This window comes from Mesorhizobium sp. M1B.F.Ca.ET.045.04.1.1 (assembly GCF_003952465.1).
Taxonomy (GTDB): Bacteria; Pseudomonadota; Alphaproteobacteria; order Rhizobiales; family Rhizobiaceae; genus Mesorhizobium; species Mesorhizobium shonense.
Genome location: NZ_CP034448.1, coordinates 5573908 through 5598840, shown reverse-complemented (window position 1 = coordinate 5598840; position 24933 = coordinate 5573908). Strand labels below are relative to the sequence as shown.

25 protein-coding genes are annotated in these 24933 nt (G+C 64.3%); 9 read left to right on the top strand and 16 right to left on the bottom strand.

The genetic code is table 11. From position 1 onward, the window contains the following. Positions 1 to 137: 137 nt before the first annotated feature. From EJ071_RS27670 to EJ071_RS27640, 6 genes are all read right to left on the bottom strand, one after another. Positions 138 to 719, bottom strand: a complete 582-nt coding sequence (locus EJ071_RS27670; protein ID WP_126100691.1) for a TetR/AcrR family transcriptional regulator — start codon at positions 717 to 719, stop codon at positions 138 to 140. 164 nt (positions 720 to 883) lie between these two features. Continuing rightward, positions 884 to 1192 carry a cupredoxin family copper-binding protein gene (locus tag EJ071_RS27660; RefSeq protein WP_126100690.1) on the bottom strand — a complete coding sequence of 103 codons (309 nt, stop codon included), beginning with the start codon at positions 1190 to 1192 and terminating at the stop codon, positions 884 to 886. Then, a complete protein-coding gene (locus EJ071_RS27655; protein WP_126100689.1) occupies positions 1189 to 1713 on the bottom strand; it encodes a DUF4142 domain-containing protein in 525 nt (174 codons plus the stop codon). The genes EJ071_RS27660 and EJ071_RS27655 overlap by 4 nt, the downstream gene beginning before the upstream one ends. Before the next feature lie 400 nt (positions 1714 to 2113). Then, on the bottom strand, positions 2114 to 2812 hold the full coding sequence (locus EJ071_RS27650) for an RNA polymerase sigma factor (protein WP_126100688.1): 699 nt from the start codon (positions 2810 to 2812) through the stop codon (positions 2114 to 2116). 81 nt (positions 2813 to 2893) lie between these two features. Continuing rightward, on the bottom strand, positions 2894 to 3979 hold the full coding sequence (locus EJ071_RS27645) for an HPP family protein (protein WP_126100687.1): 1086 nt from the start codon (positions 3977 to 3979) through the stop codon (positions 2894 to 2896). Between the two features lie 207 nt (positions 3980 to 4186). Then, complete coding sequence (locus tag EJ071_RS27640) at positions 4187 to 5359, bottom strand: cystathionine beta-lyase (RefSeq protein WP_126100686.1); 1173 nt, start codon at positions 5357 to 5359, stop codon at positions 4187 to 4189. A gap of 549 nt (positions 5360 to 5908) precedes the next feature. On the opposite strand from EJ071_RS27640, the gene EJ071_RS27635 reads away from it, so the two are divergent. From EJ071_RS27635 to EJ071_RS27620, 4 genes are all read left to right on the top strand, one after another. Beyond that, a complete protein-coding gene (locus EJ071_RS27635; protein WP_126100685.1) occupies positions 5909 to 6937 on the top strand; it encodes an amino acid ABC transporter substrate-binding protein in 1029 nt (342 codons plus the stop codon). Between the two features lie 62 nt (positions 6938 to 6999). After that, positions 7000 to 8187, top strand: coding sequence for an amino acid ABC transporter permease (locus EJ071_RS27630; protein WP_126100684.1), 1188 nt, complete (start codon positions 7000 to 7002; stop codon positions 8185 to 8187). 4 nt (positions 8188 to 8191) lie between these two features. Then, positions 8192 to 9349, top strand: coding sequence for an amino acid ABC transporter permease (locus EJ071_RS27625; protein WP_126100683.1), 1158 nt, complete (start codon positions 8192 to 8194; stop codon positions 9347 to 9349). Positions 9350 to 9424: 75 nt separating this feature from the next. Continuing rightward, positions 9425 to 10228, top strand: coding sequence for an amino acid ABC transporter ATP-binding protein (locus EJ071_RS27620; protein ID WP_059186423.1), 804 nt, complete (start codon positions 9425 to 9427; stop codon positions 10226 to 10228). 494 nt (positions 10229 to 10722) lie between these two features. Here EJ071_RS27620 and EJ071_RS27610 read toward each other — a convergent pair whose 3' ends face one another. Together EJ071_RS27610 and EJ071_RS27605 are read right to left on the bottom strand one after the other, a co-directional pair. Continuing rightward, the gene (locus EJ071_RS27610) at positions 10723 to 11958 is read right to left on the bottom strand and encodes an FAD-dependent monooxygenase (RefSeq protein WP_126100682.1); all 1236 of its coding nucleotides are present in this window, start codon (positions 11956 to 11958) and stop codon (positions 10723 to 10725) included. Positions 11959 to 11986: 28 nt separating this feature from the next. Beyond that, positions 11987 to 12232: a zinc-finger domain-containing protein gene (locus EJ071_RS27605; protein WP_126100681.1), complete on the bottom strand. Its 246-nt coding sequence runs from the start codon at positions 12230 to 12232 to the stop codon at positions 11987 to 11989. A 237-nt stretch (positions 12233 to 12469) separates the two neighbouring features. On the opposite strand from EJ071_RS27605, the gene EJ071_RS27600 reads away from it, so the two are divergent. Both EJ071_RS27600 and ppx read left to right on the top strand, forming a co-directional pair. Next, entirely contained in the window at positions 12470 to 14665 is a 2196-nt protein-coding gene (locus tag EJ071_RS27600) for an RNA degradosome polyphosphate kinase (RefSeq protein ID WP_126100680.1), read from the top strand. Further along, positions 14662 to 16197 (top strand): exopolyphosphatase, encoded by a 1536-nt coding sequence (ppx, locus tag EJ071_RS27595; protein WP_126100679.1) that lies wholly within the window; start codon positions 14662 to 14664, stop codon positions 16195 to 16197. The genes EJ071_RS27600 and ppx overlap by 4 nt, the downstream gene beginning before the upstream one ends. 6 nt (positions 16198 to 16203) lie before the next feature. On the opposite strand, the gene EJ071_RS27590 is transcribed toward ppx, so the two are convergent. The 4 genes from EJ071_RS27590 to EJ071_RS27575 all read right to left on the bottom strand — a co-directional run bounded on the left by EJ071_RS27590 (position 16204) and on the right by EJ071_RS27575 (position 19737). Beyond that, a complete protein-coding gene (locus EJ071_RS27590; RefSeq protein WP_126100678.1) occupies positions 16204 to 16626 on the bottom strand; it encodes a DoxX family protein in 423 nt (140 codons plus the stop codon). Between the two features lie 120 nt (positions 16627 to 16746). Further along, positions 16747 to 17169, bottom strand: a complete 423-nt coding sequence (locus EJ071_RS27585) for a DoxX family protein (protein WP_126100677.1) — start codon at positions 17167 to 17169, stop codon at positions 16747 to 16749. A 422-nt stretch (positions 17170 to 17591) separates the two neighbouring features. Next, positions 17592 to 18989, bottom strand: a complete 1398-nt coding sequence (fumC, locus tag EJ071_RS27580; RefSeq protein WP_126100676.1) for a class II fumarate hydratase — start codon at positions 18987 to 18989, stop codon at positions 17592 to 17594. A gap of 268 nt (positions 18990 to 19257) precedes the next feature. Beyond that, positions 19258 to 19737: a cupin domain-containing protein gene (locus EJ071_RS27575; RefSeq protein ID WP_126100675.1), complete on the bottom strand. Its 480-nt coding sequence runs from the start codon at positions 19735 to 19737 to the stop codon at positions 19258 to 19260. Between the two features lie 103 nt (positions 19738 to 19840). Between EJ071_RS27575 and EJ071_RS27570 the strand changes: the two genes are divergently transcribed. Beyond that, positions 19841 to 20818 carry a LysR family transcriptional regulator gene (locus EJ071_RS27570; protein WP_126100674.1) on the top strand — a complete coding sequence of 326 codons (978 nt, stop codon included), beginning with the start codon at positions 19841 to 19843 and terminating at the stop codon, positions 20816 to 20818. Here the strand turns inward: EJ071_RS27570 and EJ071_RS27565 are convergent. The 3 genes from EJ071_RS27565 to betI all read right to left on the bottom strand — a co-directional run bounded on the left by EJ071_RS27565 (position 20803) and on the right by betI (position 22306). Then, complete coding sequence (locus EJ071_RS27565; protein ID WP_245459987.1) at positions 20803 to 21486, bottom strand: SDR family oxidoreductase; 684 nt, start codon at positions 21484 to 21486, stop codon at positions 20803 to 20805. The genes EJ071_RS27570 and EJ071_RS27565 overlap by 16 nt on opposite strands. Continuing rightward, positions 21480 to 21578: an SDR family NAD(P)-dependent oxidoreductase gene (locus EJ071_RS39635; protein ID WP_245459986.1), complete on the bottom strand. Its 99-nt coding sequence runs from the start codon at positions 21576 to 21578 to the stop codon at positions 21480 to 21482. The genes EJ071_RS27565 and EJ071_RS39635 overlap by 7 nt, the downstream gene beginning before the upstream one ends. A gap of 86 nt (positions 21579 to 21664) precedes the next feature. Continuing rightward, a complete protein-coding gene (gene betI / locus EJ071_RS27560; protein ID WP_126100673.1) occupies positions 21665 to 22306 on the bottom strand; it encodes a transcriptional regulator BetI in 642 nt (213 codons plus the stop codon). Between the two features lie 94 nt (positions 22307 to 22400). Here betI and choX point away from each other — a divergent pair, with 94 nt between their 5' ends. Beyond that, entirely contained in the window at positions 22401 to 23333 is a 933-nt protein-coding gene (gene choX, locus EJ071_RS27555) for a choline ABC transporter substrate-binding protein (protein ID WP_126100672.1), read from the top strand. Continuing rightward, entirely contained in the window at positions 23330 to 24172 is an 843-nt protein-coding gene (locus EJ071_RS27550) for an alpha/beta hydrolase (RefSeq protein ID WP_245459985.1), read from the top strand. The genes choX and EJ071_RS27550 overlap by 4 nt, the downstream gene beginning before the upstream one ends. Here the strand turns inward: EJ071_RS27550 and EJ071_RS27545 are convergent, their stop codons facing one another. After that, positions 24173 to 24922: an NIPSNAP family protein gene (locus tag EJ071_RS27545; protein ID WP_126100671.1), complete on the bottom strand. Its 750-nt coding sequence runs from the start codon at positions 24920 to 24922 to the stop codon at positions 24173 to 24175. It lies immediately after the preceding gene. Positions 24923 to 24933 lie beyond the last annotated feature (11 nt).

Here is a 24933-nt window from a genome sequence, read left to right as displayed (position 1 = left end):
TTGCCCCGGCTCTTTGGTCCAAGGGCCTGAAACCACCCGCTCGCGTTGAGCCGGCCAAGCCTCCACAACGGCTTCGGGCGCAGCGAGGGACAACACCAGGGTGATGCGGCTGCGCTTCGCCGGTTCGAAGCCGAGATCTACGCCGCTCCCATCCGCGCCCGCACCAGCGTCGCGGCGGCGTGGCCGGCGGCCGTGATGTAGTCGGGGTCGTGGTGGATCAGCATGCTCGAAAAGGCGCCGTCCATCAGAAGCACGATCTCGCGCGCCAGCGTCTTCGGCTCGCGCACGCCATGGCTAGAAAGCTCGCCAGCCAGCCATTTCTCGAAATTGCTCTTGTGGCGCGACCCGGCCTTCACCGCCGGATGTCCAGGCATCGCGGCGAGTTCGGCAGCCGTGCGCAGGAAGCCGCAGCCCTTCCATTTGACGTGCCGCGCCACGCGCGCCAGGTGGGTGAAGATCGCCGTGACCTTCTTGTCCGCGCCGCCCCCCGCAGCCTCGAACCAGCCGGCCATCTGCTTGAGGTTCGGCTGGTCGCGGCTGTCGAGATAGGCCGTGATCAGCTCGTCCTTGCTCTTGAAATGGTAGTAGAGCGTGCGCTTGGTCAGCCCCGCCTTTTCCGCCACGGCATCGACGCTGACGCGGCCGATGCCTTCGGCATAGAAGAGTTTTGCCGCTGCGTCGACGAGGCGCTTTCTGGTTGGATTGGCCTTTTCGCTCATCCACTAAGTATACCGACTAGTGAATATACAAACAAGGCGGAAGCTGATCCCTTGCGGTCCACTCAGCGCCTGGATCGAGCGGCGCCGGCCCGTCCATGACGGCTCATGGTCACTCGTCCGGGCGAGGCGCGGCGCGCCTCGCTGGCGTTGGACCGCGCGGCCGATCAGGGCGAAACCTCCAGGCGGCCCTTCATGTTGGGGTGGAAGCGGCAGAAATAGTCGATCGCTCCCGCTCGGCTGAGCGTGATGCTGCCCTTCGATTTCGGCGGGATCATCACCTCCCAGCCGCCTTTCACCGTGGCGGTGTGGGCGAAGACGTCCTTGTTCACCCACTCGATCGTGTCGCCAACCTTGGCTTGAACGCTCACCGGCGAGAAGACCAGCTTGTCGATCGTCACCTCGATCGTGGTGGCGAGCGCCGGCGAGGCGATAAGCGCCGGCGCGACCGCGAACAGCAAAAAGCTCGCTCTCATTTCAGCGTGCCGGCGACATGTTCGGCATGCTGCTCATGCCCCTGGAAGATTTTCAGGCCGGTCTCCAGCAGGCTCTTGAGCTCCGCATTGCTGGCCGAGGGGATGAGCAGGGTTTCGAGCGCGCTATCGACCTGCTTGTGATAGGCCACCTCGTTCTCGATATAGGCTTTGTCGAAGGCAGCCCCTTTCAGCTTCGCCAGCTTGGCGCGCTCTTCCTTGGCCGCCTTGGTCAGCGCCTGGCTGGTGGCGTTGTCTTCCGGCGTGACTTTCAGCTTCTTCACCAGGTCCAGCGCTTGCTTGTTCACCGCCGCGTGGTCGCGCTCCATGTCCTTGGCGAAGTCTAAGACTTCCTTGGTCTTCGACTTCTTGATCGCCAGCTTGGCGGCTTCGATGTCGAGCGTGCCGGCCGTGTAGGCGATATGGGCGATCTGCGGGTCGGTGGGCTTCTCTGCGGCCTCGGCCAGCGGGGCGGCGCTTGCGAGGAAAAGGGCTGCGAGGGCGGCGGTCGATCGGACAAACATGGCATCTCCTTCGCCCGGCGCGAGGCTTCGGGCTTGTTTTGGGTTGACGGCCATTGGATGCGGGAAGGGGCGAAACGTTCCCGGGAAAAGCAGTCCAGGACATTTCCGGCTGGCGGCTGACGGTGCCTCTTTGATGACGCCTAGTTCGAAGGTTGGCCGAGGCGCCTTTCACTTCGTCATTCTAGGGCGGAGCAAGGAGCGAAGCGACGCGCGCAGACCCTAGAATCCATGCCGTGATGCTCGAGCGCCGCAGCGGTGCTGAACCTGATCATCTTGGGGCATGCCTGCGGCTGTGCCCAGCGCCCAATTCTCGACCGCCGCATTCCTTGGCCGATGTAACGGCATGGATCCTCGGGTCTGCGCGTCCGCTTCGCTTCCGCTCCGCCCGAGGATGACGAACTCAATCGCCAAACCCCAGCCTCTTCATCACCGCCTGCGTCAACCGCTCGCAGCGTCGGCCGGCGAAAGGAAAAGCGTCGAGCAGCACAGGGCCGATCTCGTCGTCCAGCGCCTTGCGCACCAGCGCACGCGCCCGGTGAAGCCTGGTCTTCACCGTCTCCGGCCTGATGCCGAGCAACTCGGCGGTTTCCTCGATGCTCAAGCCCTCGATGACGCGTGCGACGAAGACGGTGCGATAGACGTCGGGAAGGCTGTCGGTTGCCCGTTCGACAAGCCCGAGGATCTGCCGCTGCGCCATCGTCCGCTCCGGATCGTCGCTTGGGTTCAAGTCGTTTGGGTTCAAGGGAAACCGGATGATCTGCGCCTCCGGATTTTCAGGCATCGCCACGATGCGCTTTTTCTTGCGCAGCCGGCCGAGCGCCTCGTTGATGACGATGCGCGACAGCCAGGTGGCCAAGGAGGCATCGCCGCGAAAGGCGTCAAGGCTGGCGAAGGCGCGCATATAGGCTTCCTGCACGATGTCTTCGGCCTCGGCGTCGTTGCGCACCACGCCGCGCGCGATGCGGTAGAGCCGCTGGTTGTGCGTCTTGATGATTGAGCGGAAGGCATCCGCTTCGCGCGCCAGGGCGCGGCGCACCAGCGCCATGTCGCCGTCATCGGCTGCGGCGATCGCGGCGGCTTGCAGTGCGGGCTTCCTCATCGCGTCCCGATCTCCCGGACAGGCGTTGCATTTGGCAATTGGATGCGCCTGCCGGCAAAAGGTTCCCGAGCTTTTCGCGGCCTATGCTACAGCTTTCAGCGGCGGCCTGTCTGCAGTCTGAACGCGCGCCGCGGCGGCGAGCAGATCGGTCTGGGTGATCAGGCCGAGAATATGCCGCCCCGCGTCGACGATCACCACCGCGTGGCTGCGTCCGTCGGTCAGCACCGGCAGCAGGCTCATCGCCGGCGTGTCCGGCGAGGCGGTGCCGGCCTTCGACATCACGCCCTTTACCGTGTCGGTCGCTCTCGTCAGCTCGCGCAGACCGACCGCGCCGACCAGCCTTGCCTCGGCATCGACCACCGGCAAGGTGCGGATGTTGTGGTCGAGAAGCTGCTTGCGCGCCTCCTCGGCGGCGGCGTTCTCCGGCACCGAGATCACGTCGCGCGACATGATGTCCTGGCAAAGCAACCTGCGCTGCGAGCGCACCATCGCCTGCAGCTCGACCTGGCGCAGCAGCCTTTCGATATCGTCGCGGTCGATGTCGAAAGTCTCGTCGAGGGCGGCAAGAGCGGCATCGACATCTTCTGGGCGGAAACCGACACGCTCCGCCGGCGGCCGGTCGGCGGTGCCGTGGCTGTTGGCGGCGGGCTGATGCACATGCGGATAATTGCGCCGCGACAGCTTGTGGAACAGGAAGCCGAGCGTCACCAGTATGATCGAGTTCAGCGCCACCGGCACGAAGGGAAACAGGAAGCCGGCGCTGATCACGGCCGGCCCGCCAAGCACGCCGGTGAGCGCTGCGGCACCGCCCGGCGGATGCAGCGAGCGCGTGAACGACATGGCGGCAATGGCGAGCGCTACGGCGAGGCCGGAGGCGATCACCGGGTTGTGCACGAAATGCGCCACGGTCACGCCGACCAGCGCCGAGATGGTATTGCCGCCGATGATCGACCAGGGCTGCGCCAGCGGGCTCGAAGGCACGGCAAAAAGCAGCACGGCCGAAGCGCCCATCGGCGCCACCAGCATCGCCACATGCGGTCCGTTACCCATGGCGAGCCCGCTGATCACGCCGGTCAGCGCGATGCCGATGGTCGCGCCGATGCAGGCGGTGAGCCGTTCGCGGAGCGTCGCGCCGGCAAGGATCGGAACGAAGAGACGGAACGCCATGGCAGGCCCTTGGGATCAAATGGCTGGAATTTGCGCTGCTCGCAATGCCGCCGAAGCCACGGATTTGGAAGCCAAACCAATCCGTATATTCGCGGCCGGGAAGAATATTATTGCACGAGGCGCCGCGCGCCACACCACCGGCGGCCTCGGCTTTCTCAATCGCGCCAAGGCGTTACGAGCGGACTCTGTGCGGCAGGTGATCGGCCATTACTCGGCGGTCGCCGCCGCGGCAAGGCCGCGCTGGATATCGGCCTTGAGGTCCTCGACGTCCTCGAGCCCGATCTGCAGGCGGATCAGCGGGCCGGCATAGGAGCCCTTTGCGATGGTGCGGTCGCCGAGGAAGACCGGCACGGCAAGGCTCTCATAGCCGCCCCAGGAATAGCCGAGACCGAAAATGGTCAGCGCGTCGAGGAAGGCATGTTGCTGCCTTTGCACGCCGCCCTTGAGCACGATCGAGAAGATGCCGCTCGAGCCGCAGAAGTCGCGCTTCCACAGCGCGTGGTCGGGATGGCTTTCCAGCGCCGGATGCAGCACCTGCGCCACGCCCGGCTGCTCCTCCAGCCAGCGCGCGATATCGAGCGCGCTCTTCCGGTGATGTTCGAGCCTGACACCCATCGTGCGCAGGCCGCGCAGCACCTGGTAGACGTCGTCCGGCCCGGAACAGCATCCCAGCGTGCAGAAGCCTTCATAGAGCTGCTTCCAGCAGGCCTCGTTGGCCGAAACCGTGCCGAGCAGCACGTCGGAATGGCCGGCCGGATATTTGGTCGCCGCATGGATCGAGATGTCGACGCCATGGTCGAGCGGCTTGAAAAAGAGCGGCGTCGCCCAGGTGTTGTCCATCATGACGATGGCGCCTGCCGCATGCGCGGCCTTTACGATCGCCGGAATATCCTGGATCTCATAGGTGTTCGAGCCCGGCGATTCGGTGAACACCACCTTGGTGTTGGTCTTGATCAGCTGGGCGATGCCGGCGCCGATACGCGGATCGTAATATTCGATCTCGACGCCGAGGCGCTTCAGCATGGTGTCGGCGAAATTCCGCGTTGGATGGTAGACCGAATCGACGATCAGCAGATGGTCGCCGGCCGAAAGGAAAGTGAGCAGGGGCACAGTCACCGCCGCAAGGCCGGACGGCACCGCGATCGTGCCGGCAGACCCCTCCAGCGCGTCGACGGCGAGCGTCAGCGCGTCCATGGTTGGCGTGCCGCGCGTGCCGTAGGTGTATTTCTGGCTGCGCGACGCCATCGCGTCGGCGTCGGGATAAAGCACGGTCGAGGCATGTACGACGGGCGGATTGACGAAGCCGAAATAGTCGCGCGGGTTGTTGCCGGAATGGGCAAGCCGCGTGTTGATGCCGATCTTGCTGCCGTCTGTCGCCATAGTTCGTTGCCTGTCGCAGTGTGTCAGAAGCCCAGCCATAGAGCGGTGGAACCGGCCGCGCAACCACCCCGACTCCGCCAAGCGGCCGTGTTTGGATGGGCCAAATAGAAGATCGCCGGCCTGTCGTTTGCGTCCTTGCACGTCTCTGGCGAAGATGCGCCGAAGGCAGTTTGGCGCACCTTCCTGCGCCCATGAATCATGCCAGTCCTTCTTCTCGCGGCGACAGTAGTAACGTTCAGGAGCTCACGTAACGTTCAAACTTTCCGCGACGCCTGACTTGCCGGTTACGCTTGCAGCTCTTGACCAATTCGCAGGCGCTTTTGGCTGCAATTCGGGCACTTGCGGCAATCGGTTTTCAAACGTGTCGCAATTCGGTCATTTCCCTTGACCTCACAGGAATAATCGCCTTCGATGCGTTTCGTGAATGGGAGGCAGCAACGGCGCGGGTCCGGGAGAGGGCCGTTAAGTGGGAGCTGCATTCACACGCGGAAAAGATCAGGGCTGCCTGGCGACAGGGGCACCTGTAAAACAGAAAAGGGTCTGTGGGTCATGAAACACATTGCATTCGGCATTCTTGGCGCCGCCGCGCTCGGGTTTACGGCGTCGGCAGCTTCGGCCGGCACGCTGGATACCGTGAAGCAGAAGGGCTTCATCCAGTGCGGCGTCTCGACCGGCCTCGCCGGCTTCTCGGCGCCGGACGACAAGGGGGAATGGCAGGGCATCGATGCCGACTTCTGCCGCGCCGTCGCGGCCGCCGTCTTCGGCGATGGCACCAAGGTCAAGTTCACGCCGCTCAGCGCCAAGGAACGCTTCACCGCGCTGCAGTCTGGCGAGGTCGACATCCTGTCGCGCAACACCACCTGGACGATCAACCGCGACACCGCGCTTGGCCTGAACTTCGTCGGCACCACCTATTATGACGGCCAGGGCTTCATGATCAACGCCAAGAAGCTGCCGGGCGTGAACTCGGCACTGCAGCTTTCGGGCGCCGCCGTCTGCGTGCAGAGCGGCACCACGACCGAGCTCAACCTCGCCGACTACTTCAAGTCGAACAAGATGGAGTACAACCCCGTCGTGTTCGAGAAGCTGGAAGAGGTCAACGCCGCTTACGATGCCGGCCGCTGCGACGTCTACACCACCGACCAGTCGGGCCTCTATGGCATCCGCCTGACGCTGGGCTCGCCGGCCGACCATGTCGTGCTGCCCGAGATCATCTCCAAGGAGCCGCTCGGACCGGCCGTGCGCCAGGGCGACGACCAGTGGTACCACATCGTCAAGTGGACCTATTTCGCGCTGCTCGACGCCGAGGAACTCGGCATCACCAAGGCCAATGTCGACGAGATGAAGAACTCGGACAACCCCGAGATCAAGCGTGTGCTGGGTATGGAGGCAGATACCAAGATCGGCACCGATCTCGGCGTCTCCAACGACTGGGTCGTTAACATCGTCAAGGCCGTGGGCAACTACGGCGAAATGTTCGACAAGAATGTCGGCTCCGGCAGCCCGCTCAAGATCGCGCGCGGCATCAACGCGCTGTGGACCAAGGGCGGCCTGCAATACGCTCCGCCGATCCGCTGATCGAAATGTGATCCGGGGGCAGGTAGTCTGCCTCCCGGTTTCTCTTTTCAGGGGATGGTCGCATGGCTTCGCAGGAAATCCTTCGGGAGGAGCCGAGTCGCGGCTCCTTCATCAATGACCCGAAAATACGCAGTCTCTTCTTTCAGACGCTGGTCATCGTCCTTCTGTTCGGCTCGATCTGGTGGATCGTCCACAACGTCATCGACAATCTGCAGCGCCTGCATATCGCCTCAGGTTTCCAATTCCTGAGGGGCAGGGCGGGATTCGACATCTCGGACACGCCGATCGCCTACACGTCCGATTCCACCTACGGTCGCGCCCTGGTGGTCGGGTTGCTCAACACGATCATCGTCGCCGTGGCCGGCATCGTCACCGCGACCATCATCGGCTTCATCGTCGGCATCGGCCGCCTGTCGCAGAACTGGCTGATCCGCAAGATCTGCACCGTCTATGTCGAGATCTTCCGCAACATCCCGCCGTTGCTGGTCATCTTCTTCTGGTATTCCGGCGTGCTGGCCGTGCTGCCGGCGCCGCGTGAGAGCATCCATCTGCCCTTCGGCTCCTTCCTCAACCAGCGCGGCTTCTATTTCCCGCGCGCCCTCTGGGGCGAGGGCTCCTGGCTGATGATCGTCGCTTTCGTCGTGGCGCTCGCCATGGCCTGGTTCGTCGCCCACCGGGCGCGCCAGCGGCAGATGGCGACCGGCCAGCAGTTTCCGGTGTTCTGGACCTCGGTCGCGCTGATCGTCGGCCTGCCGGTGCTCGCATTCCTGCTCGGCGGAATGCCGCTTACCTTCGATTTCCCGAAGCAGTCGACCTTCAACCTGACCGGCGGCTTCCAGGTCAAGCCGGAATTCCTGTCGCTCTACATGGCGCTGTCCTGCTACACCGCCGCCTTCATCGCCGAGATCGTGCGCGCCGGCATCAGGGGCGTCAGCAAGGGCCAGACCGAAGCGGCTGGCGCCCTTGGTTTGCGCTCCGGGCCGATCCTGCGGCTGGTCGTCGTGCCGCAGGCGCTGCGCATCGTCATCCCGCCGCTGACCAGCCAGTATCTCAACCTGACCAAGAACTCGTCGCTGGCGATCGCCATCGGTTACCCGGATCTCACCGCCACCGCCGGCACCGTGCTCAATCAGACGGGGCAGGCGGTCGAGGGCGTGTTGATCATGATGATCGCCTATCTGGTGCTGAGCCTCGTGACCTCGGCGGTCATGAACGTCGTCAACGCCAGAATGGCGCTGGTGGAGAGGTAGGGCCATGCAGGAACACGACATGTCCTGGGTGCGCACCGAGATGGCGCTGGCCGAGCCGGCGCCGCCCGGCGAGCGCGGCGCCATCGCCTGGGTGCGCAAGAACCTCGTCGGCTCGGCCGGCGACACCATCCTCACCATCATCGGCATCGCCATCGTCGCCTGGGTTCTGCCGCAGATCATCAACTGGGCCTTCATCAGCGCACAATGGACCGGGCCGAACCGCACGGTCTGTGCCACGGTCGCGCAGGGCGGTATCCAGCCTGACGGCTGGAGCGGCGCCTGCTGGGCTTTCGTCAACGCCAAGTTCGGGCAGTTCATCTTCGGCATCTATCCGATCGAGGAGCGTTGGCGCCCGACCCTCGTCGCGGTCCTGCTGGTCGTGCTTTTGGTGCCGATGCTGATCCCGCGCGTGCCGCGCAAGGGGCTGAACGCCATCCTGCTCTTCCTGGTGCTGCCGGTCGTCTCCTTCTTTCTCCTGTCCGGCGGCGTGTTCGGTCTGCCTCACGTCGAGACGTCGCGCTGGGGCGGCCTCCTGGTCACGCTGAGCCTTTCCTTCGTCGGCATTGTCGTGTCGCTGCCGCTCGGCACCGTGCTGGCGCTCGGCCGCCGATCGAAAATGCCGATCGTCAGGCTTTTATGCGTCATCTTCATCGAGTTCGTGCGCGGCATTCCGCTGATCACGGTGCTGTTCTTCGCCAGCGTCATGCTGCCGCTGTTCCTCCCTGCAGGCGTCACCTTCGACAAGTTCCTGCGGGCGCTGATCGGCGTCTCGCTGTTCGCCGCCGCCTATATGGCGGAAGTGGTGCGCGGCGGCCTGCAGGCGATCCCGAAGGGCCAGTATGAGGGCGCCGATTCGCTCGGTCTCGGCTATTGGCAGAAGATGGGCCTGATCGTGCTGCCACAGGCGCTGAAGCTGGTCATCCCCGCCATCGTCAACACCTTCATCGGCATGTTCAAGGACACCAGCCTGGTGCTCATCATCTCGATCTTCGACCTGTTGGGCGTGGTCAAGCAGAACCTGTCCGACGCCAACTGGGCGACGTCGCAGACCGCCAAATCCGGTCTTGTCTTCGCCGCCTTCGTATTCTGGCTGTTCTGCTTCGGCATGTCGCGCTATTCAATGTACACCGAACGCCGGCTCGACACCGGTTACAAACGCTGATGCATATCGCCCAAAAATGTGTAGCGGTTTTGGGATAACGACATGCATCAAATTCAACGATAAGGGGAATTGGCCATGGCCACCGAAAACGCCGTCAGCGCGGAAGACATCAAGGTCGATGCCAAGAAGATGCACATCTCGACCACCGATGTCGCCATCGACATCATCGGCATGCACAAATGGTATGGCGAGTTCCACGTGCTGAAGGATATCAACCTCAAGGTGATGCGCGGCGAGCGCATCGTCATCTGCGGTCCGTCCGGCTCCGGCAAGTCGACGATGATCCGCTGCATCAACCGGCTGGAAGAGCACCAGAAAGGCAAGATCATCGTCGATGGCAAGGAACTCACCAACGACCTGAAGAAGATCGACGAGGTGCGCCGCGAGGTCGGCATGGTGTTCCAGCACTTCAACCTCTTCCCCCACCTCACCATCCTGGAGAACTGCACCTTGGCGCCGATCTGGGTGCGCAAGACGCCGAAGAAGCAGGCCGAGGAAATCGCCATGCATTTCCTGAAGCGCGTCAAGATCCCGGAACAGGCCAACAAGTACCCGGGCCAGCTCTCCGGCGGCCAGCAGCAGCGCGTGGCGATCGCCCGCTCGCTCTGCATGAACCCGCGCATCATGCTGTTCGACGAGCCGACCTCGGCGCTCGACCCGGAAATGATCAAGGAAGTGCTGGAGACGATGGTGGGCCTGGCCGAAGAAGGCATGACGATGCTCTGCGTTACCCACGAGATGGGTTTTGCCCGCAAGGTCGCCAACCGGGTGATCTTCATGGATCAGGGCCAGATCGTCGAGCAGAACACGCCGGCCGAATTCTTCGACCACCCGCGCCATGAGCGCACGAAACTGTTCCTGTCGCAGATCCTGCACTGAGCGGCGCGGCAGCGAGTTGTATGATCGAAGGTTGGTGTGTGCAGGAATTGCGAATGCCTCGTTCCTTCACACCCCCCTCTGTCCTGCCGGACATCTCCCCCGCAAGGCAGGGCTGTCCGGGGAAAGTTTTTCGGTTGCGAACAGGGCCATGGAGGACTCGCATCGATTGCATTTTTCGAGCTTTGGACCCCAATCGGTGCTCTTTCTTCCGCACCTGCTGCGGCTGGCCGGCAAAAACAATGGACGTCGCGCCCATCGAAGGTTGCGAAAGCGCGAGCAAAGACTCGTCTGCGTTGTGCAAAGATTTTCCCCGGACAGCCCTGCCCGCAAGGGGGGAGATTGGCAGTTCCCGCGCCCCGCCAGTTCTGCGACGTTGAAGATTGGCGAAAGCGGAGCGACATCTGATCTCCCCCCTTGCGGCGGAGATGTCCGGCAGGACAGAGGGGGGTGCTGTCCCGCCAGCATATCCAATTGACGTTGCTTGAGTAGAACTCCTACCGCCTCACAACCTTCCTCTCCTCCCACCCATAGAGCCAGTCGAGATCGGCGGCGAGCTTCTCCGCCGGACGTGTCGCCAGCACGAGATTGCGGGCGATGGCCACCGGACCCCAGGCGTGCCAGGCCAGCCGATTCAGCGCGCCGCGTTTCAGCACCTTCTCGATGCGCGGCCGCCTGACGTTTTCCCAGATGGTAAGGCTCTGCCCCAGGTCGGCGGGGGAGTCGGCGACCAGGCCGGCAAGCGTCTCGGCGTCCTCAATTCCCATAGCCGCGCCCTGCGCCGCGAACGGCGTCATGGCATGCGCCGCGTCGCCGATCAGTGCCACCCCCTCCGGCATCGTCCAGCGTCGTTGCTCGACGGTGTGGATCGGAAAAGCCGTCCATGGCCCGGCGAGCGCGGCAAGCCTTGCCAGCGCCGCCGACGTGCCGCGCATGGAGCTGGCGAGAATGGCGGGGTCGGCATGGCCCGACCAGCCTTCCGCGATGCGCTCGCCCTTGGTGAAGGCGGCGAGATTGAAGGCGCTGCCCTTGCTCACCGGATAGGCGACCATGTGGAAGCCCGGATGCAGGAAGGTGGTGACGCAGTCGGCGGCGCCGATCGCCGCAAACGCCTGGCCGGCGGCGCTTTCCGCCGCCACCGTGGCGCGCCAGGCGAGCTCGCCGGAGAAGCGGCTTTTCCTGAAAGCGGGCTCCCTGCCGGCAAGCTGCGATCGAACCGACGACCAGACGCCGTCGGCGCCCACCAAAAGGCCGCCGGCCGCCTCCATGCTGCCGCCATCCCTTTGCGCCGTGACGACGATGTTTTGCGGCGCGACGGCGATGTCCGTCACCTGCGCGCCGGTGATGAGTTGGATTTCGGGGTGCTCTGCCACTCGCGTCGTCAGCGCGGCCTGCAGATCGGCGCGATGCGCCACGAGATAGGGTGCGCCCCAGCGGTTCTCGCCTGCCTGGCCCAGCGGCACCCGCGCCAGCTCGCGCAAGGTGGCGGCGTCCTTCAGCGCTACCGCTTCCGGCCTGACGGCGCTCACCGCTAAGCGGTCGAGCACGCCGAGCCGGCGCAGGATGCGGGTCGCGTTGGGGGAAAGCTGGAGCCCGGCGCCTGCCGCTTCGAGTTGCCTGGCCTGCTCGAGCACCGTGACGGCACAGCCACGCGCGGCGAGGGCAAGGGCCGACGTCAGCCCGGCGATGCCAGCCCCGGCGATGACGACCTGCCGGGACCGTGCCTCATCCATGATCTAGCAGTCATCCATGATCTGCGGATCAGGCGGCCTGGTCGATATAGAGGCAGCCGGCCGGCTGCGTTTCCGTCGCCTTCAGTTTCGGCGAATAGCGATAGAGGGTCGAGCAATAGGGGCAGACCTTCTCATCGTCGTCGCCCATGTCGAGGAACACATGCGGATGGTCGAAAGGCGGGTTGGCGCCGGTGCACATGAATTCCTTGACGCCGATGTCGATTGCCGGATGGCCCGCATCGTTCTGGAAATGGGGAATGGAACCGCCTGCCATCGTCGTCTCCTTCAAATCGGCCCGTTTGCATCTGGATCATAACCGGGCAGTTTGCAAGATCGATGAAATGAAACTGTCGCAAAAGGCTGGCAGAGGATAAGTTGAGCCGGTTAAGCGCATGACCCCGGGAATCGGAGCGATCCCCTGACCGATCATGCGTCACAAAAGCATGTTAGAGCGTCGCGTCCGGCGGTATATGGCGCTCAAAAGGGCGGTTGCGGGCAAGAGCAGGAAACCATGAGCGAACTGAGGCCGGTACAAAGCGAGTTCATCACCGTCGAGGCAGCAAGCCCGGACGGCGGCAATCCCGACCGTTTCGTCAATCGGGAGTTCTCCTGGCTGCAGTTCAACCGGCGCGTGCTGGAAGAATCGCTGAACGAGCGCCATCCGCTGCTCGAGCGCGTGCGCTTCCTGTCGATCTCGGCCGCCAATCTCGACGAATTCTTCATGGTCCGCGTCGCCGGCCTTGCCGGCCAGGTGCGCGAAGGCATTGCGCTGAAGAGCCCGGACGGCCGCACCCCCGAGCAGCAGCTCGAGCAATTGCTGCGCGAGGTCGAGCGCCTGCAGGAAGACCAGCAGAAGAGCCTGTCGACCTTGATGGAGCTGCTCAACAAGGAAGGCATCGAGAGCATAACCCGCGACGCGCTGACCAAGGACGAGAGGGCCTGGCTGGAAGAGCATTTCCAGGACCAGGTGTTTCCGGTGCTGACGCCGCTGTCGATCGACCCGGCGCACCCGTTCCCGTTCATTCCCAATCTCGGCTTCTCGATGGCGCTGCAACTGCGCCATCGCAAGAACGGCGAGGAGATGAGCGCGCTGCTGCGCCTGCCAGTGGCGCTGCGGCGCTTCATCCGTCTGCCCGACCGCAAGCACCATGTGCGCTTCATCCCGCTGGAAGAAGCGGTCGGCCTCTATATCGGCAAGCTTTTTCCTGGATATGAGGTCAAGGGCTCGGGCACGTTCCGCATCATCCGCGACAGCGATATCGAGGTCGAGGAGGAGTCGGAAGATCTCGTGCGGCTGTTCGAGACGGCGCTGAAGCGCCGTCGCCGCGGGTCCGTGATCCGCATCGAATTCGACACGCTGATGCCGGCCGAGCTGCGCGACTTCGTCGCCGGCGAGCTCGGCGTCACGTCGAGCCGCATCAGCGTGCTTACCGGCCCTCTGGCGCTCAACCAGATCTCCGAGATCGTCGCCATCCCGCGCGACGACCTTAAATTCACGCCCTACAATCCGCGTTTCCCCGAGCGCATCCGCGAGCATGGCGGCGACTGCCTGGCCGCCATCCGCGAGAAGGACATCATCGTCCACCACCCTTACGAATCCTTCGACGTGGTGGTGCAGTTCCTGCGCCAGGCGGCGGCCGATCCGGAAGTCGTCGCCATCAAGCAGACGCTCTACCGCACCTCGAACGACAGCCCGATCGTGCGTGCATTGATTGACGCGGCCGAAGCCGGCAAGTCGGTCACGGCGCTGGTCGAGCTCAAGGCGCGCTTCGACGAGGAGGCCAACATCCGCTGGGCACGCGACCTTGAGCGCGCCGGCGTCCAGGTCGTCTTCGGCTTCCTGGAATTGAAGACACACGCCAAGATGTCGCTGATCGTGCGCCGCGAGGATGGAAGGCTGCGCAACTACGTCCATCTCGGCACCGGCAACTATCATCCCGTCACCGCCCGCATCTACACAGACCTGTCCTTCTTCACCACCGACCCGACGATCGCGCGCGACGTAGCGCAGATCTTCAACTTCATCACCGGCTATGCCGAACCGGCCGAGGAGATGCGCCTTGCCGTGTCGCCCTTCACGCTGCGCAACCGCATCCTCAGGCACATCTCCGAGGAGATCGCCTATGCGCGTGACGGCCGGCCGGCCCGCATATGGATGAAGATGAATTCGCTCGTCGATCCGACCGTCATCGACGCGCTTTACGACGCGAGCCGCGCCGGCGTTGAGATCGACCTCGTCGTGCGCGGCATATGCTGCCTGAGGCCGCAGGTGCCGGGTCTTTCGGAGAACATCAGGGTGAAGTCGATCGTCGGCCGCTTTCTCGAGCACAGCCGCATCTACTGCTTCGGCAACGGCTACGGCCTGCCGTCCGACGAGGCGATCGTCTACATCTCCTCTGCCGACATGATGCCGCGCAATCTCGACCGCCGCGTCGAGACCCTGGTGCCGATCACCAACCCAACTGTGCATGAACAGGTGCTTGGCCAGATCATGCTCGGCAACATCATGGACAACCAGCAAAGTTTCGACGTATTGGCTGACGGCACCTCCCGGCGCGTCGCGCTGGAGGAGGGCGAGGAACCGTTCAACGCGCAGGAATATTTCATGACCAATCCGAGCCTTTCCGGACGGGGTGACGCGCTGAAATCGCATGCGCCCAGGCGCATTGCGCAGTTCAAGCGCCGCAAGAAGAACGCCGCCGCGTGATTTCAGTCTCCCAGGGCCGGCTCCAGGACCGGCGGCCGCTGTCGATCATCGACATCGGATCGAACTCGATCCGCCTCGTCGTCTATGAAGGGCTGGCGCGCTCGCCGACGCTTTTGTTCAACGAAAAGATGCTGGCCGGGCTTGGTCGCGGCATCGTTTCGACGGGCAAGCTCGATCCCGAGGCGGTGACGCGCTCGATGGAGGAGTTCCGCCGTTTTCGCGCGCTTTCGGATCAGGCCGGCGCCGAGCACATGTTCGTGCTGGCGACCGCGGCGGCGCGCGAGGCGGTCAACGGCCCGGACTTCATCCACCGCGCCGAGGACGTGCTGAAGACCGAGATCCGCGTGCTTTCCGGCCGCCAGGAGGCGCATTATTCGGCGCTCGGCATCATCTCCGGTTTCTATCCGGCCAACGGCATCGCCGGCGACCTTGGCGGCGGCAGCCTGGAGCTCGTCGACATCAATGGCGAGGCGATCGGCGACGGCATCACGCTGCCGCTGGGCGGCCTGCGCCTGCAGGATATGGCGAAGAACTCGCTGGTCCAGGCACAGAAGATCACCCGCCAGGAATTGGCGCGGGCGAAGCTTTTGAAGGGCGGGCAGGGCAGGGTCTTCTACGCCGTCGGCGGCACCTGGCGAAACCTCGCCCGGCTGCACATGGAGATGAACAACTACCCGCTTGGCGTGATGCATCATTACGAGATCGGCGCCGATAGCGCCCAGAGCTTCCTCAGGCAGGTGGCCAAGGGCGAGGTCGAGAAGGTCCGGGGCATCGAGGGCGTCTCCAAGAACCGCCGCTCGCTCTTACCCTACGGCGCGGTCGTGCTGCAGGAGATCATGGCGGCGATGCAGCCGTCGAAGATCATCGTCTCGGCCCAAGGCGTGCGCGAAGGCTTCCTCTATTCGCTGCTCGACGCGGCCGAGCAGAAAGCCGATCCGCTGATCTCGGCCGCCGAAGAGCTGGCGCTTTTGCGCTCGCGCTCGGTCCACCACGCGCACGACCTCGTCGAATGGACCGGCAAGGCCTTCAAGGCCTTCGGCGTCGACGAGACGTTGGACGAGGCGCGCTACCGCCACGCCGCCTGCCTGCTCGCCGATATCGGCTGGCGCGCCCACCCGGAATATCGCGGCAGGCAGTCGCTCAACATCATCGCGCATGCCTCTTTCATCGGCGTCGACCATCCCGGCCGCGCCTATCTGGCTTTAGCCAGCGCCTACCGGCATGACGGCATCTTCAACGATGGCATAGCGCCCGAGATCAAGGCGCTGGCGCCGCCGCGCGTGCTCGAGCGCGCGCGCGTGCTCGCGGCGATGATGCGTGTCGTCTACCTGCTCACGGCGGCGATGCCGGGCGTGATGCCGCGGCTGAAATGGGAAAGCCGCGGCAATGGCGCGCTGGCGCTGGTGCTGCCGGCATCGCTTGCCGACCTCTATGGCGAGCGCCCCGCCGGTCGGCTGGCGCAACTGGCGCGCATCACCAACCGCCGCCTGGTGCTGGCGGTCGAGGGCGGGCCGAGCGTTTCGGTGAAATAGATTGGCTCACGTCACCTCGGCGCCGATGCCGAAGCCGCGTCCGTCCGCCGACCACGCGCCCGCGCCGGCCATGGCGAGCGCCAGGAAGCCGCCGGCGATGGCGATGTCCTTCATCAGCATCTGCTGGTGCATGAAGACTAAAGTCGCGTCGTCGGCACCCTGACCGTAATGGCCGATGAAGCCGGCTGCGATCGAGAAGGCGGCAAGCAGCATTGCTGCGATCCGCGTCTGGAAGCCGATCAGGATCAACAGTCCGGCGATCAGCTCGAACAGGCCGGTGCCCCAGGCGGCTAAAGTCGGCAGCGGCAGGCCGAGGCCGGCGAAATAGCTGGTCGTGCCGGCGATGTTGGTGAGCGCCTGGAAACCGGAGGGCACGAACAACGCGGCGAGCAGCAGCCGCGAGACGAGAAGCAATGCGTTGCGGGGCATTGGTCACCTCCCTTGCCGGCATCAGGCCGGCTGCCGGCGCAGTCTACGCCTACAACCGGAAAACGAAAAAGCGGCGCGGAAAATTCCGCACCGCATTCATTTCGGCCTGGAGGAAAAACTTCAGCCGCGCTTGGCGTCGATCGAATAGGCGCCGGCGCCCGACGAGGCCAGCAGGATGAAGCCTCCGGTGATGGCGAGGTTCTTGAGGAACTGGATCATCTGCATCTGGTCGGCCCAGCCGGTATGAGCGACCAGCCCGGTGGCGATCGTGAAGATGGCGAGCACCCAGGCGGCGATCCGCGTCTGGAAGCCGACGAGAATGGCAAGGCCGCCGAGCAGTTCGATCAGGCCGACGACAACAGCCGTTACGGTCGGCAACGGCAGACCGAGGGCGCCGAAGTATCCGGCAGTGCCGGAAATGGCGGTGAGCTTGCCGAAGCCGGAAAGCAGGAAGATGACCGCGAGCAGGATGCGGCCGAGCAGGATCGTGGTGGAGCTGTTGGACGCGGTGCCGGCGGTAGCGGCGGAAGTGTTGATGGACATGGCGAGTCTCCGAATGGGGTTGAATGCCAGTCAGATAGACGACGAAGACTGTTCACCAAAGCCACCTATGTGGCGACACATTGTTCACAGAACCTATTGTCCCACGGTTCCGCGGTCGACGCGAAATTCATGTCGGCGGATTGGGTTCGGGGAGCAAATTGTGCTGCCGCAAAATCCCTATGGCTTCGTCATCCACGGGCGAAGCAAGGAGCGAAGCGACGCAGCGCAGACCCGAGGATCCATTCCGTGACTTCAAAGCAGCCGCCGCGGTGCAGAATTCTGTTCCGCTGTGCCCTTCGGCCAAGGTTACGGCATGGATCCCAGGGTCTGCGCAGGAGCTTCGCTCCTGCTCCGCCCGTGGATGACGACGTTGGGGAGGCGTCAGCCAATTGTGAACGTCTGCGATTTGCCGCGCCGAGGAACTACCCCGGATGCGTCATGTCCTGCGGGCGCACCAGCCGGTCGTAATCGGCCTCGCTGACCAGCCCGGTGGCAAGAGCTTCCTCGCGCAGCGTGGTGCCGTTCTTGTGCGCGGTCTTGGCGATCTTGGCGGCGTTGTCGTAACCGATGGTGGGAGCGAGCGCCGTCACCAGCATCAGCGAACGGTCGAGCGCCGCCTTGATGTTGTCTTCCCGCGCCTCGATGCCGACTACGCAATTGTCGGTGAACGAGACCGACGCATCGGCGAGCAACTGCACCGACTGCAGGAAATTGTAGGCCATCAGCGGGTTGTAGACGTTGAGCTCGAAATGGCCCTGGCTGCCGGCGAAGGTGAGCGCGGCGTTGTTGCCGAACACCTGCACGCAGACCTGCGTCAGCGCCTCGCACTGGGTCGGGTTGACCTTGCCCGGCATGATCGAGGAGCCCGGCTCGTTCTCCGGCAGCGACAGCTCGCCGAGGCCCGAGCGCGGGCCGGAGCCGAGGAAGCGGATATCGTTGGCGATCTTGAACAGCGCGGCGGCCGCCGCGTTGATCGCGCCATGCGAGAAGACCATGGAGTCATGCGCGGCAAGTGCCTCGAACTTGTTCGGCGCGGTGACGAAGGAAATGCCGGTGATCGAAGCGATGCGGTCTGCCACCTTCTCGGCAAAACCCACCGGCGCGTTGAGGCCGGTGCCGACGGCCGTGCCGCCCTGCGCCAGTTCCTGCAGGCCGGGCAGCGTCTGCTCTATGCGCTTGATCGAGGAGGCGACCTGCGCGGCATAGCCGGAAAATTCCTGGCCGAGCGTCAGCGGCGTGGCGTCCTGCGTATGGGTGCGGCCGATCTTGATGATGTGATTGAAGGCGCGGGCTTTGGCGTCGAGCGCCTTGTGCAGGTGGTGCAAGGCAGGGATCAGGTGGTGTGCGACCCGCTCGGCACAGGCGATGTGCATGGCCGTGGGGTAGGTGTCGTTCGACGACTGGCTCATATTGACGTGGTCGTTCGGGTGCACCGGCTTCTTCGAGCCCATGACGCCGCCGAGCATCTCGATCGCCCGGTTGGAGATCACTTCGTTGGCGTTCATGTTGGACTGCGTGCCCGAGCCCGTCTGCCACACCACCAGCGGGAAATGGTCGTCGAGCTTGCCGTCGATCACTTCCTGCGCGGCCTCGACGATCGCCTTGCCGACGGTGGGGTCGAGCCGCTTCATCTCCATGTTCACTTCGGCCGCGGCGCGCTTGATGACGCCGAGCGCGCGGACGATCGAGGCCGGCTGCTTTTCCCAGCCGATCTTGAAATTGCCCAATGAGCGTTGCGCCTGCGCGCCCCAATAACGGTCGGCCGCGACCTCGATGGGACCGAACGTATCGGTTTCGGTTCTGGTCTTTTCAGCGCTCACGGGAAATCTCCGGTCTGTCGATGTGCGCAACGGCCTATCGCGTTGCACAAAACGCATCAAGCGGAGATTGCGGGGGAGAGCGATGCAAATCGGTTTGAAGGTAGCGCTGGTAATCTCCCCCCTTGAGGGGGAGATGTCGCCGAAGGCGACAGAGGGGGTCGCCGCGCGTGAAGCGCCAACCTCTCTTCGCTTCAGCAAGACGTCGGCGCTCTACGTGAGGCGACCCCCTCTGGCCTGCCGGCCATCTCCCCTCAAGGGGGGAGATTACTCACCCCATCGGCGGCCCCAGAATATCGATGCCGTTCGCCCGGCAAATTCTGGTCAGCACTTCAATCATCTCGGGCGTCGGCTCGGCCGGCGGCGGCAGGTTCGGCCGTTCCGCCGGCCGGCTCGCCTGGCGCACCATCGTCTCGAAATCCGAGCCGCGCGTGACGGTGAGCGTATGCGCACCTTCCGGGGATTCGACCTTGAACGTATGCGGCAGGCCTTTCGGCGCGATGACGGTCTCGCCGGAGCCGACCATCTGCTCATGACCGTTGATCTGGAACCGCATCCGCCCCTCGATGATGTGAAAAATCTCATCCTCGTTCCGGTGCACATGCAGCGGTGGAGAATCGCCATAGGGCAGACGATGCTCGATGACGCAGATGCCGTCCTCGCCGTCGGCCGCGGAGACCTGGATGGCAACGAGCGTGTTGTTGAACCAAAGGAGTTCCTTGCCTGTGATGGCGCTGTTGATCATTGTCATGGCTGCTTTCCCCTTGTTGGGCCGGCGAAGCGGCGTCGACGCGACCTAACCAGGGACGGGCGGGCGATGGAAATCGAATGATCGTATGGGGCGGATTGATGCGATGAATTTGAACGCTCTGGATCTCAATCTGGTGAGAGTCCTCGACGCGCTGTTGCGCGAGAAGAGCGTGACGCGCGCCGGCGAGCAGATCGGCCTCAGCCAGCCAGCCGTGAGCGCGGCGCTCAACCGCCTGCGCCATGCGCTCAACGACCAGCTTTTCGTGAGGCGCGGCAACGACATGGTGCCGACGCCGCGCGCCGAAAGCCTGGCCGAGCCGGTGCGCGCGGCGCTGCGCGAGATCGAGCGCGCCTTCCAGCCCACGACCGGCTTCGATCCGGCGAGACTCGAACGCACCTTCACCTTCATGGGCGCGGACTTTTTTTCGATGCTGCTGATGCCGCCATTCGCCGCCCGCATCGCGGCGATGGCGCCGCGCGTTTCGTTCCGCTTTCTGGATAGCGCCATCGGCGATGTCTCCAGGCTGCTGCAGGAAGATCAGATCGACGTGGCGCTGGAGCGTCCGCTGGAGGTCGCCGAATGGGTCTCCAGCGTGCCGCTGTTCGGCTCGCCCTTCGCCATCATCGCGGCGAAAGACAATGTCGAGCTACGCCAGGCGGGCATCCGCGAGGGCGAGCAGGTGCCGCTCGATCTCTTCTGCGAACTGCCGCATGCGCTGCGCTCCATCGATGGCTCGATGTCGGGCTTCACCGACGACGCGCTGGGCAGGATGGGCCGGACGCGCCGGGTTACGCTCGCCCTGCCGCATTTCCAGGCCGTTGCGCTCGCGGTGGCGAGCGGGCCTTATCTGGCCGCCGTCCCAAGGCAGTTCGCGACGGCAGCCGCAAAATCCTTGCCGATCGGCATTTATCAACCGCCGATCTCGATACCTTCGCCTGCGGTCAGGATGTACTGGCACGCCCGCCGCGACGACGAGCCGCCGCATCGCTGGGTCCGCGAGCAGGTTCTGGATGAAGTGGGGAAACTCGGATTCAAGGACTGGGACAGCATGGCCGATATACAACCTTACCCCGCCGTGTAGCCGCCATCGACCGCAAATATCGCGCCGCTGGTCCAAGCAGCTTCGTCGCTGGCGAGATGGACCGCCATGCCGGCGATATCGCTGGGTCGGCCGATCCGGCCGAGCGGATAGCTGCGCTCGACATAGGCCGTGAGATCGTCTTGCGCCTGTTGCGGCAAGGTGACGATCGACTTCCGCCGCATGGCGGTGTCGACGGTGCCGGGCGCGATGACGTTGACGCGGATGCCGTGCGGGCCGAGCTCGAAGGCGAGCGACTTGGTCAGCGAATTCATCGCGCCTTTCGACAGCGAATAGAGGCTCGACGGCCGCTTCGGGATCATCTTGTTGGCGAAGTAGGACGAGATGTTGATGACCGAAGCGCCGGCGCCCAGATGCGGCAGCAGCCGCTGCGTGAGAAAGAACGCCGCCGTCACGTTGAGCGCGAAGGAGTGCTGGAACTCTTCCTCGCTGACCGTTTCGAACGGCACGAAATAGGCGACGCCGGCATTGTTGACGAGGACGTCGAGCGGCCGGCCGGATCGGCTGATATGGGTTGCCACGGCATCGATGCCGGCGCTGGCGGCGAGATCGGCCGGGAGCGTCTCGACGGTGCCGCCGCCTTTAGCCTCTCCGGTCAGCGTGTCGCGCGCGGTCTCCAGCTTGCCGGTGTCGCGGCCGACGATCAGCACTCGGCGCCTTCGCGGACAAAAGCTTCGGCGATCGCCAGGCCGATGCCGTCCGACCCGCCGGTGACCAGCGCCCGCTTGCCGTGAAGTCGCATCGCCATGCTCCTGCAATTGTCGCGCAGGAATGCAGCGCCGAATGGCGCGAGCGGTCAACCCGAAGGCCTATCGTCCGGTATGAACTTTATCCGGCCGAGGCCAGGCCGGCGGCAGCGGGTTGTCGCAGGGCAAGCCGCCCTGCGACATAGTCCTTCACCTGCCGGACAGCCTGCTCGCGTGTGACGCTGCCCGGCTGCAGGCCGAGCCTCAGCCACAGCCCGTCGATCAGCGCGGTGACGCCGAGCACGATCTCGTCGGCCAGTTCCGGCGATGCGAGGCCGCGCAGGCCGGACAACAGGTTCGAGCGCATGCGCGCGTGGATCACCTTCTGGATGCGCGCCAGCTTCTCGTCGCGCGGCACCTCGGCGCAGAGCGACAGCCAGGCGTGGCAGAGAGGCGGCAGGAACAGATGCTCCTCGAAATTGCCCTCGATCACCGCGTCCAGCCGCTCCATCGAAGTCCGCGCCCGCATGAGCCGCGCTACCACCGCGTTGCACAGCACGGCATTTGCCTCGCGCATCGCGTGCTCGAACAATTCCTGCTTGTTGCGGAAATAATGCAGCACGATGCCTTTCGAGGCGCCGGCTTGGGCCGCCACCTTTTCCAGCGTCGCGCCGGCAATGCCCTCGCGCTCCAGCACCGCGAAGGCCGCCTGCCGCAACTCCCTACGGCGTATGTCGCTGAGACGTGTGAGCTTCACCGGATCGATCCATGCATCGCGAATCATGTTGACATTTTCGTCCGCTCAGATCAATCATTGACCAATGGGACAATAATATGACCAGTTGGTCAACCAAATGGTCGACATGAGGAGAACAGGAATGTTGCGCATGCTTACGATCTGTCTCGCCGCCCTGATGCTGGCGGCCCAAACGGCCCATGCGGCCGATGCCGAGCAGTGCAGGGCGGTCCGCATGGCCGAGCCCGGCTGGAACGATCTCGCCTTCACCACCGGCGTGGCCAAGGTCCTGCTCCAGGCGCTGGGCTATGAGCCGCAGAGCGAGGTGCTCGGCATCAACGTCATCTACGAAGGCATGAAGAACAAAGACCTCGACCTGTTCCTCGGCTACTGGGACCCGGCGATGGTCACCTACTACGAGCCTTACAAGCAGGACGGCTCGATCGAGAACGTCCGCGTCAATCTGGTCGGCGCGAAATACACCTTCGCCGTGCCGACCTATGTCTGGGAAGCCGGCGTCAAGGACGTGGCCGACCTGCACAAGTTCGCCGACAAGTTCGGCAAGAAGATGTACGGCATCGAGCCCGGCTCGAACCAGCTGATGATGGACGCCATCGCCGACCCTCAGTTCCAGCTCGACGGCTGGCAGGTGGTCGAGTCGAGCGAAGCCGGCATGCTCTCGGAGGTCGGTTACGAGATCAAGGAGAAGCAGTTCATCGTCTTCCAGGGCTGGGCGCCGCATCCGATGAACACGATGTACGACTTCAAGTACCTGACCGGCGGCGACAAGTTCTTCGGCCCGAATTTCGGCGCCGCCACCGTGACGACGCAGGTGCGCAAGGGTTTTCTGCAGCAATGCCCGAATGTGGCGCGGTTCCTGAACAACCTCGCCTTCGACATCGATCTGGAGAATGTCGGCATGGGTTACCTCATCAATGACGGCATGAAGCCGGAGGAAGGCGCCCTGAAGTCGATCACCCTGAACAAGGACCGCCTCGACGCCTGGCTCGCCGGCGTCACCACTTTCGACGGCAAGCCCGGCCTTGCCGCGGTCAAGGAGAAGCTCGGACTGTGAGGCCGGAGGCAATGGACCTGCCGGAGCAACAGGCCGAGCAGGGCGCCTGGGCCGGCCGCAAGCGGTTCGTCGATGTCGGTGGCCTCGATCTTGCCTATGTCGAGGTCGCCGGTTCGGAGCCGTCGCTGCTGCTCGTCCACGGCTTCACCGACACCAGCCGCAGCTTCTCGCTGCTTGCGCCGCATCTTTCCGGCCACCGGCTGATCATGCCCGACCTGCGCGGCCACGGCGCCTCGCAGGCGGGCGAGGGCTGCGCCGTTGCCGATTTCGCCGAAGACATGGCCGGGCTGATCCGTCGCTTGCGGGTCGAGCGGCCGGTCGTCGTCGGCCATTCGCTTGGCGCCATGGTGTCGATCGCGCTTGCGGCGCGGCATCCGGAACTGATCGGCGGGCTGGTGGTCATGGCCGGCACGCTGAAGACCGATTTCCTTCCGGACCATCCCCTCGTCGCCGGCGTCGCGGCGCTGCGCGATCCCATCTCGCCGGCCGATCCGTTCTACGACTGGTGGCATGCCTGCGGACCCGGCGTGCCGCAGGCCTTTCTTGCCGGCCTGGCGGCGGATGCTTCGGCCATGCCGGCGGCGCGCTGGCGCGCCATTCTCGAAGAAATCCGCCGGACTGATCTGACCGCCACGGCGCGGGCCGTGCGGGTCCGGACGCTGGTCATAGCGGGTGCCTGCGATCCGCTTTTCGGCGAAGCGCACCAGCAGGCCCTGGTTGAAGCACTGGCCGGATCACGTCTCTCATGGGCGCAGGATTGCGGTCACAACCCGCATTGGGAGGATCCCGCCCTTGTCGCCGACGCGATCGCCGGGACGTTTCAGAACGCGCTAGCGTGATCACCTCAGCAGCGATCGGGCCGTCGGCGTCAGGCGCAGCACCTCGGCCGGCTTTGCGCGATCGGCCTTCAGGGTGTCGCGCGAAGCGGCGAGGGCGACGCTATAGCGTGCATGGGCGGTTTCGTCGTCGAAACCAAGGACGGCGATGAAGACATTTTCGCCGGCTCGCACAGGCAGCCGTGGAAAGGTGTTTTCGGCATGCTCGCTGACGAAGGCGCCAAGCAGGCGTGTGCCGTTTGCCGCGAGTTCCGGAACCGCCTTCGCCTGGAAACGCTCGGCAAAGCCAGCTTCCATGCCCGGGCGCAAATGATGAATCTGTATCTCAACAATCCCGTCCAAGTGACTCTCCCGGCTTTTGTTTTCGGCTTCGCTCGCGGTCGGTCGTTTCCGTCCCGACAGGTCGAAGCCCGCGCTCGGCCAGACCGGCTTCAGAAGCAGCACATCGTCGGAATCGATCATCGTCGCATTGGCGGCGTCGCGATGCCTGGTCCACACCGGCCCGCCATAGAAGGCGGTCAGCGCGTCCTTCCTCGCCTCCATGTCCTCGAAACCGCGCAGCCAGACAAACATGTCGGGGCGGTCGAGGTCGCGGAACTGGCCGATGACGGTCATGCCGGTTGCCTCCTGCGTCTCGATGAACTCCCGGTCGAACAGCGCGATCAGCGTTTCGCGCCGGCCGGGCTTCAGCGTGTATTGGCGGAGTTCGACGACAGGTGAGGCAAAGTCAGGGGCGCTGGAGGTTCGGTTCATGATCAAAATCT

Excerpts from the sequence above, each read along its gene's own strand:
- EJ071_RS27630 (WP_126100684.1), top strand. The coding sequence starts at position 7,000 with ATGGCTTCGCAGGAAATCCTTCGGGAGGAGCCGAGTCGCGGCTCCTTC.
- EJ071_RS27610 (WP_126100682.1), bottom strand. The coding sequence starts at position 11,958 with ATGGATGAGGCACGGTCCCGGCAGGTCGTCATCGCCGGGGCTGGCATC.
- EJ071_RS27570 (WP_126100674.1), top strand. The coding sequence starts at position 19,841 with ATGAATTTGAACGCTCTGGATCTCAATCTGGTGAGAGTCCTCGACGCG.
- EJ071_RS27575 (WP_126100675.1), bottom strand. The coding sequence starts at position 19,737 with ATGACAATGATCAACAGCGCCATCACAGGCAAGGAACTCCTTTGGTTC.
- EJ071_RS27660 (WP_126100690.1), bottom strand. The coding sequence starts at position 1,192 with ATGAGAGCGAGCTTTTTGCTGTTCGCGGTCGCGCCGGCGCTTATCGCC.
- EJ071_RS27585 (WP_126100677.1), bottom strand. The coding sequence starts at position 17,169 with ATGTCCATCAACACTTCCGCCGCTACCGCCGGCACCGCGTCCAACAGC.
- EJ071_RS27635 (WP_126100685.1), top strand. The coding sequence starts at position 5,909 with ATGAAACACATTGCATTCGGCATTCTTGGCGCCGCCGCGCTCGGGTTT.
- betI (WP_126100673.1), bottom strand. The coding sequence starts at position 22,306 with ATGATTCGCGATGCATGGATCGATCCGGTGAAGCTCACACGTCTCAGC.
- EJ071_RS27600 (WP_126100680.1), top strand. The coding sequence starts at position 12,470 with ATGAGCGAACTGAGGCCGGTACAAAGCGAGTTCATCACCGTCGAGGCA.
- EJ071_RS27545 (WP_126100671.1), bottom strand. The coding sequence starts at position 24,922 with ATGAACCGAACCTCCAGCGCCCCTGACTTTGCCTCACCTGTCGTCGAA.
- EJ071_RS27640 (WP_126100686.1), bottom strand. The coding sequence starts at position 5,359 with ATGGCGACAGACGGCAGCAAGATCGGCATCAACACGCGGCTTGCCCAT.
- EJ071_RS27650 (WP_126100688.1), bottom strand. The coding sequence starts at position 2,812 with ATGAGGAAGCCCGCACTGCAAGCCGCCGCGATCGCCGCAGCCGATGAC.
- EJ071_RS27625 (WP_126100683.1), top strand. The coding sequence starts at position 8,192 with ATGCAGGAACACGACATGTCCTGGGTGCGCACCGAGATGGCGCTGGCC.
- EJ071_RS39635 (WP_245459986.1), bottom strand. The coding sequence starts at position 21,578 with ATGCGACTTCACGGCAAGCGGGCGCTGGTCACCGGCGGGTCGGACGGC.
- EJ071_RS27605 (WP_126100681.1), bottom strand. The coding sequence starts at position 12,232 with ATGGCAGGCGGTTCCATTCCCCATTTCCAGAACGATGCGGGCCATCCG.
- EJ071_RS27655 (WP_126100689.1), bottom strand. The coding sequence starts at position 1,713 with ATGTTTGTCCGATCGACCGCCGCCCTCGCAGCCCTTTTCCTCGCAAGC.
- choX (WP_126100672.1), top strand. The coding sequence starts at position 22,401 with ATGTTGCGCATGCTTACGATCTGTCTCGCCGCCCTGATGCTGGCGGCC.
- EJ071_RS27590 (WP_126100678.1), bottom strand. The coding sequence starts at position 16,626 with ATGCCCCGCAACGCATTGCTTCTCGTCTCGCGGCTGCTGCTCGCCGCG.
- EJ071_RS27645 (WP_126100687.1), bottom strand. The coding sequence starts at position 3,979 with ATGGCGTTCCGTCTCTTCGTTCCGATCCTTGCCGGCGCGACGCTCCGC.
- EJ071_RS27670 (WP_126100691.1), bottom strand. The coding sequence starts at position 719 with ATGAGCGAAAAGGCCAATCCAACCAGAAAGCGCCTCGTCGACGCAGCG.
- EJ071_RS27620 (WP_059186423.1), top strand. The coding sequence starts at position 9,425 with ATGGCCACCGAAAACGCCGTCAGCGCGGAAGACATCAAGGTCGATGCC.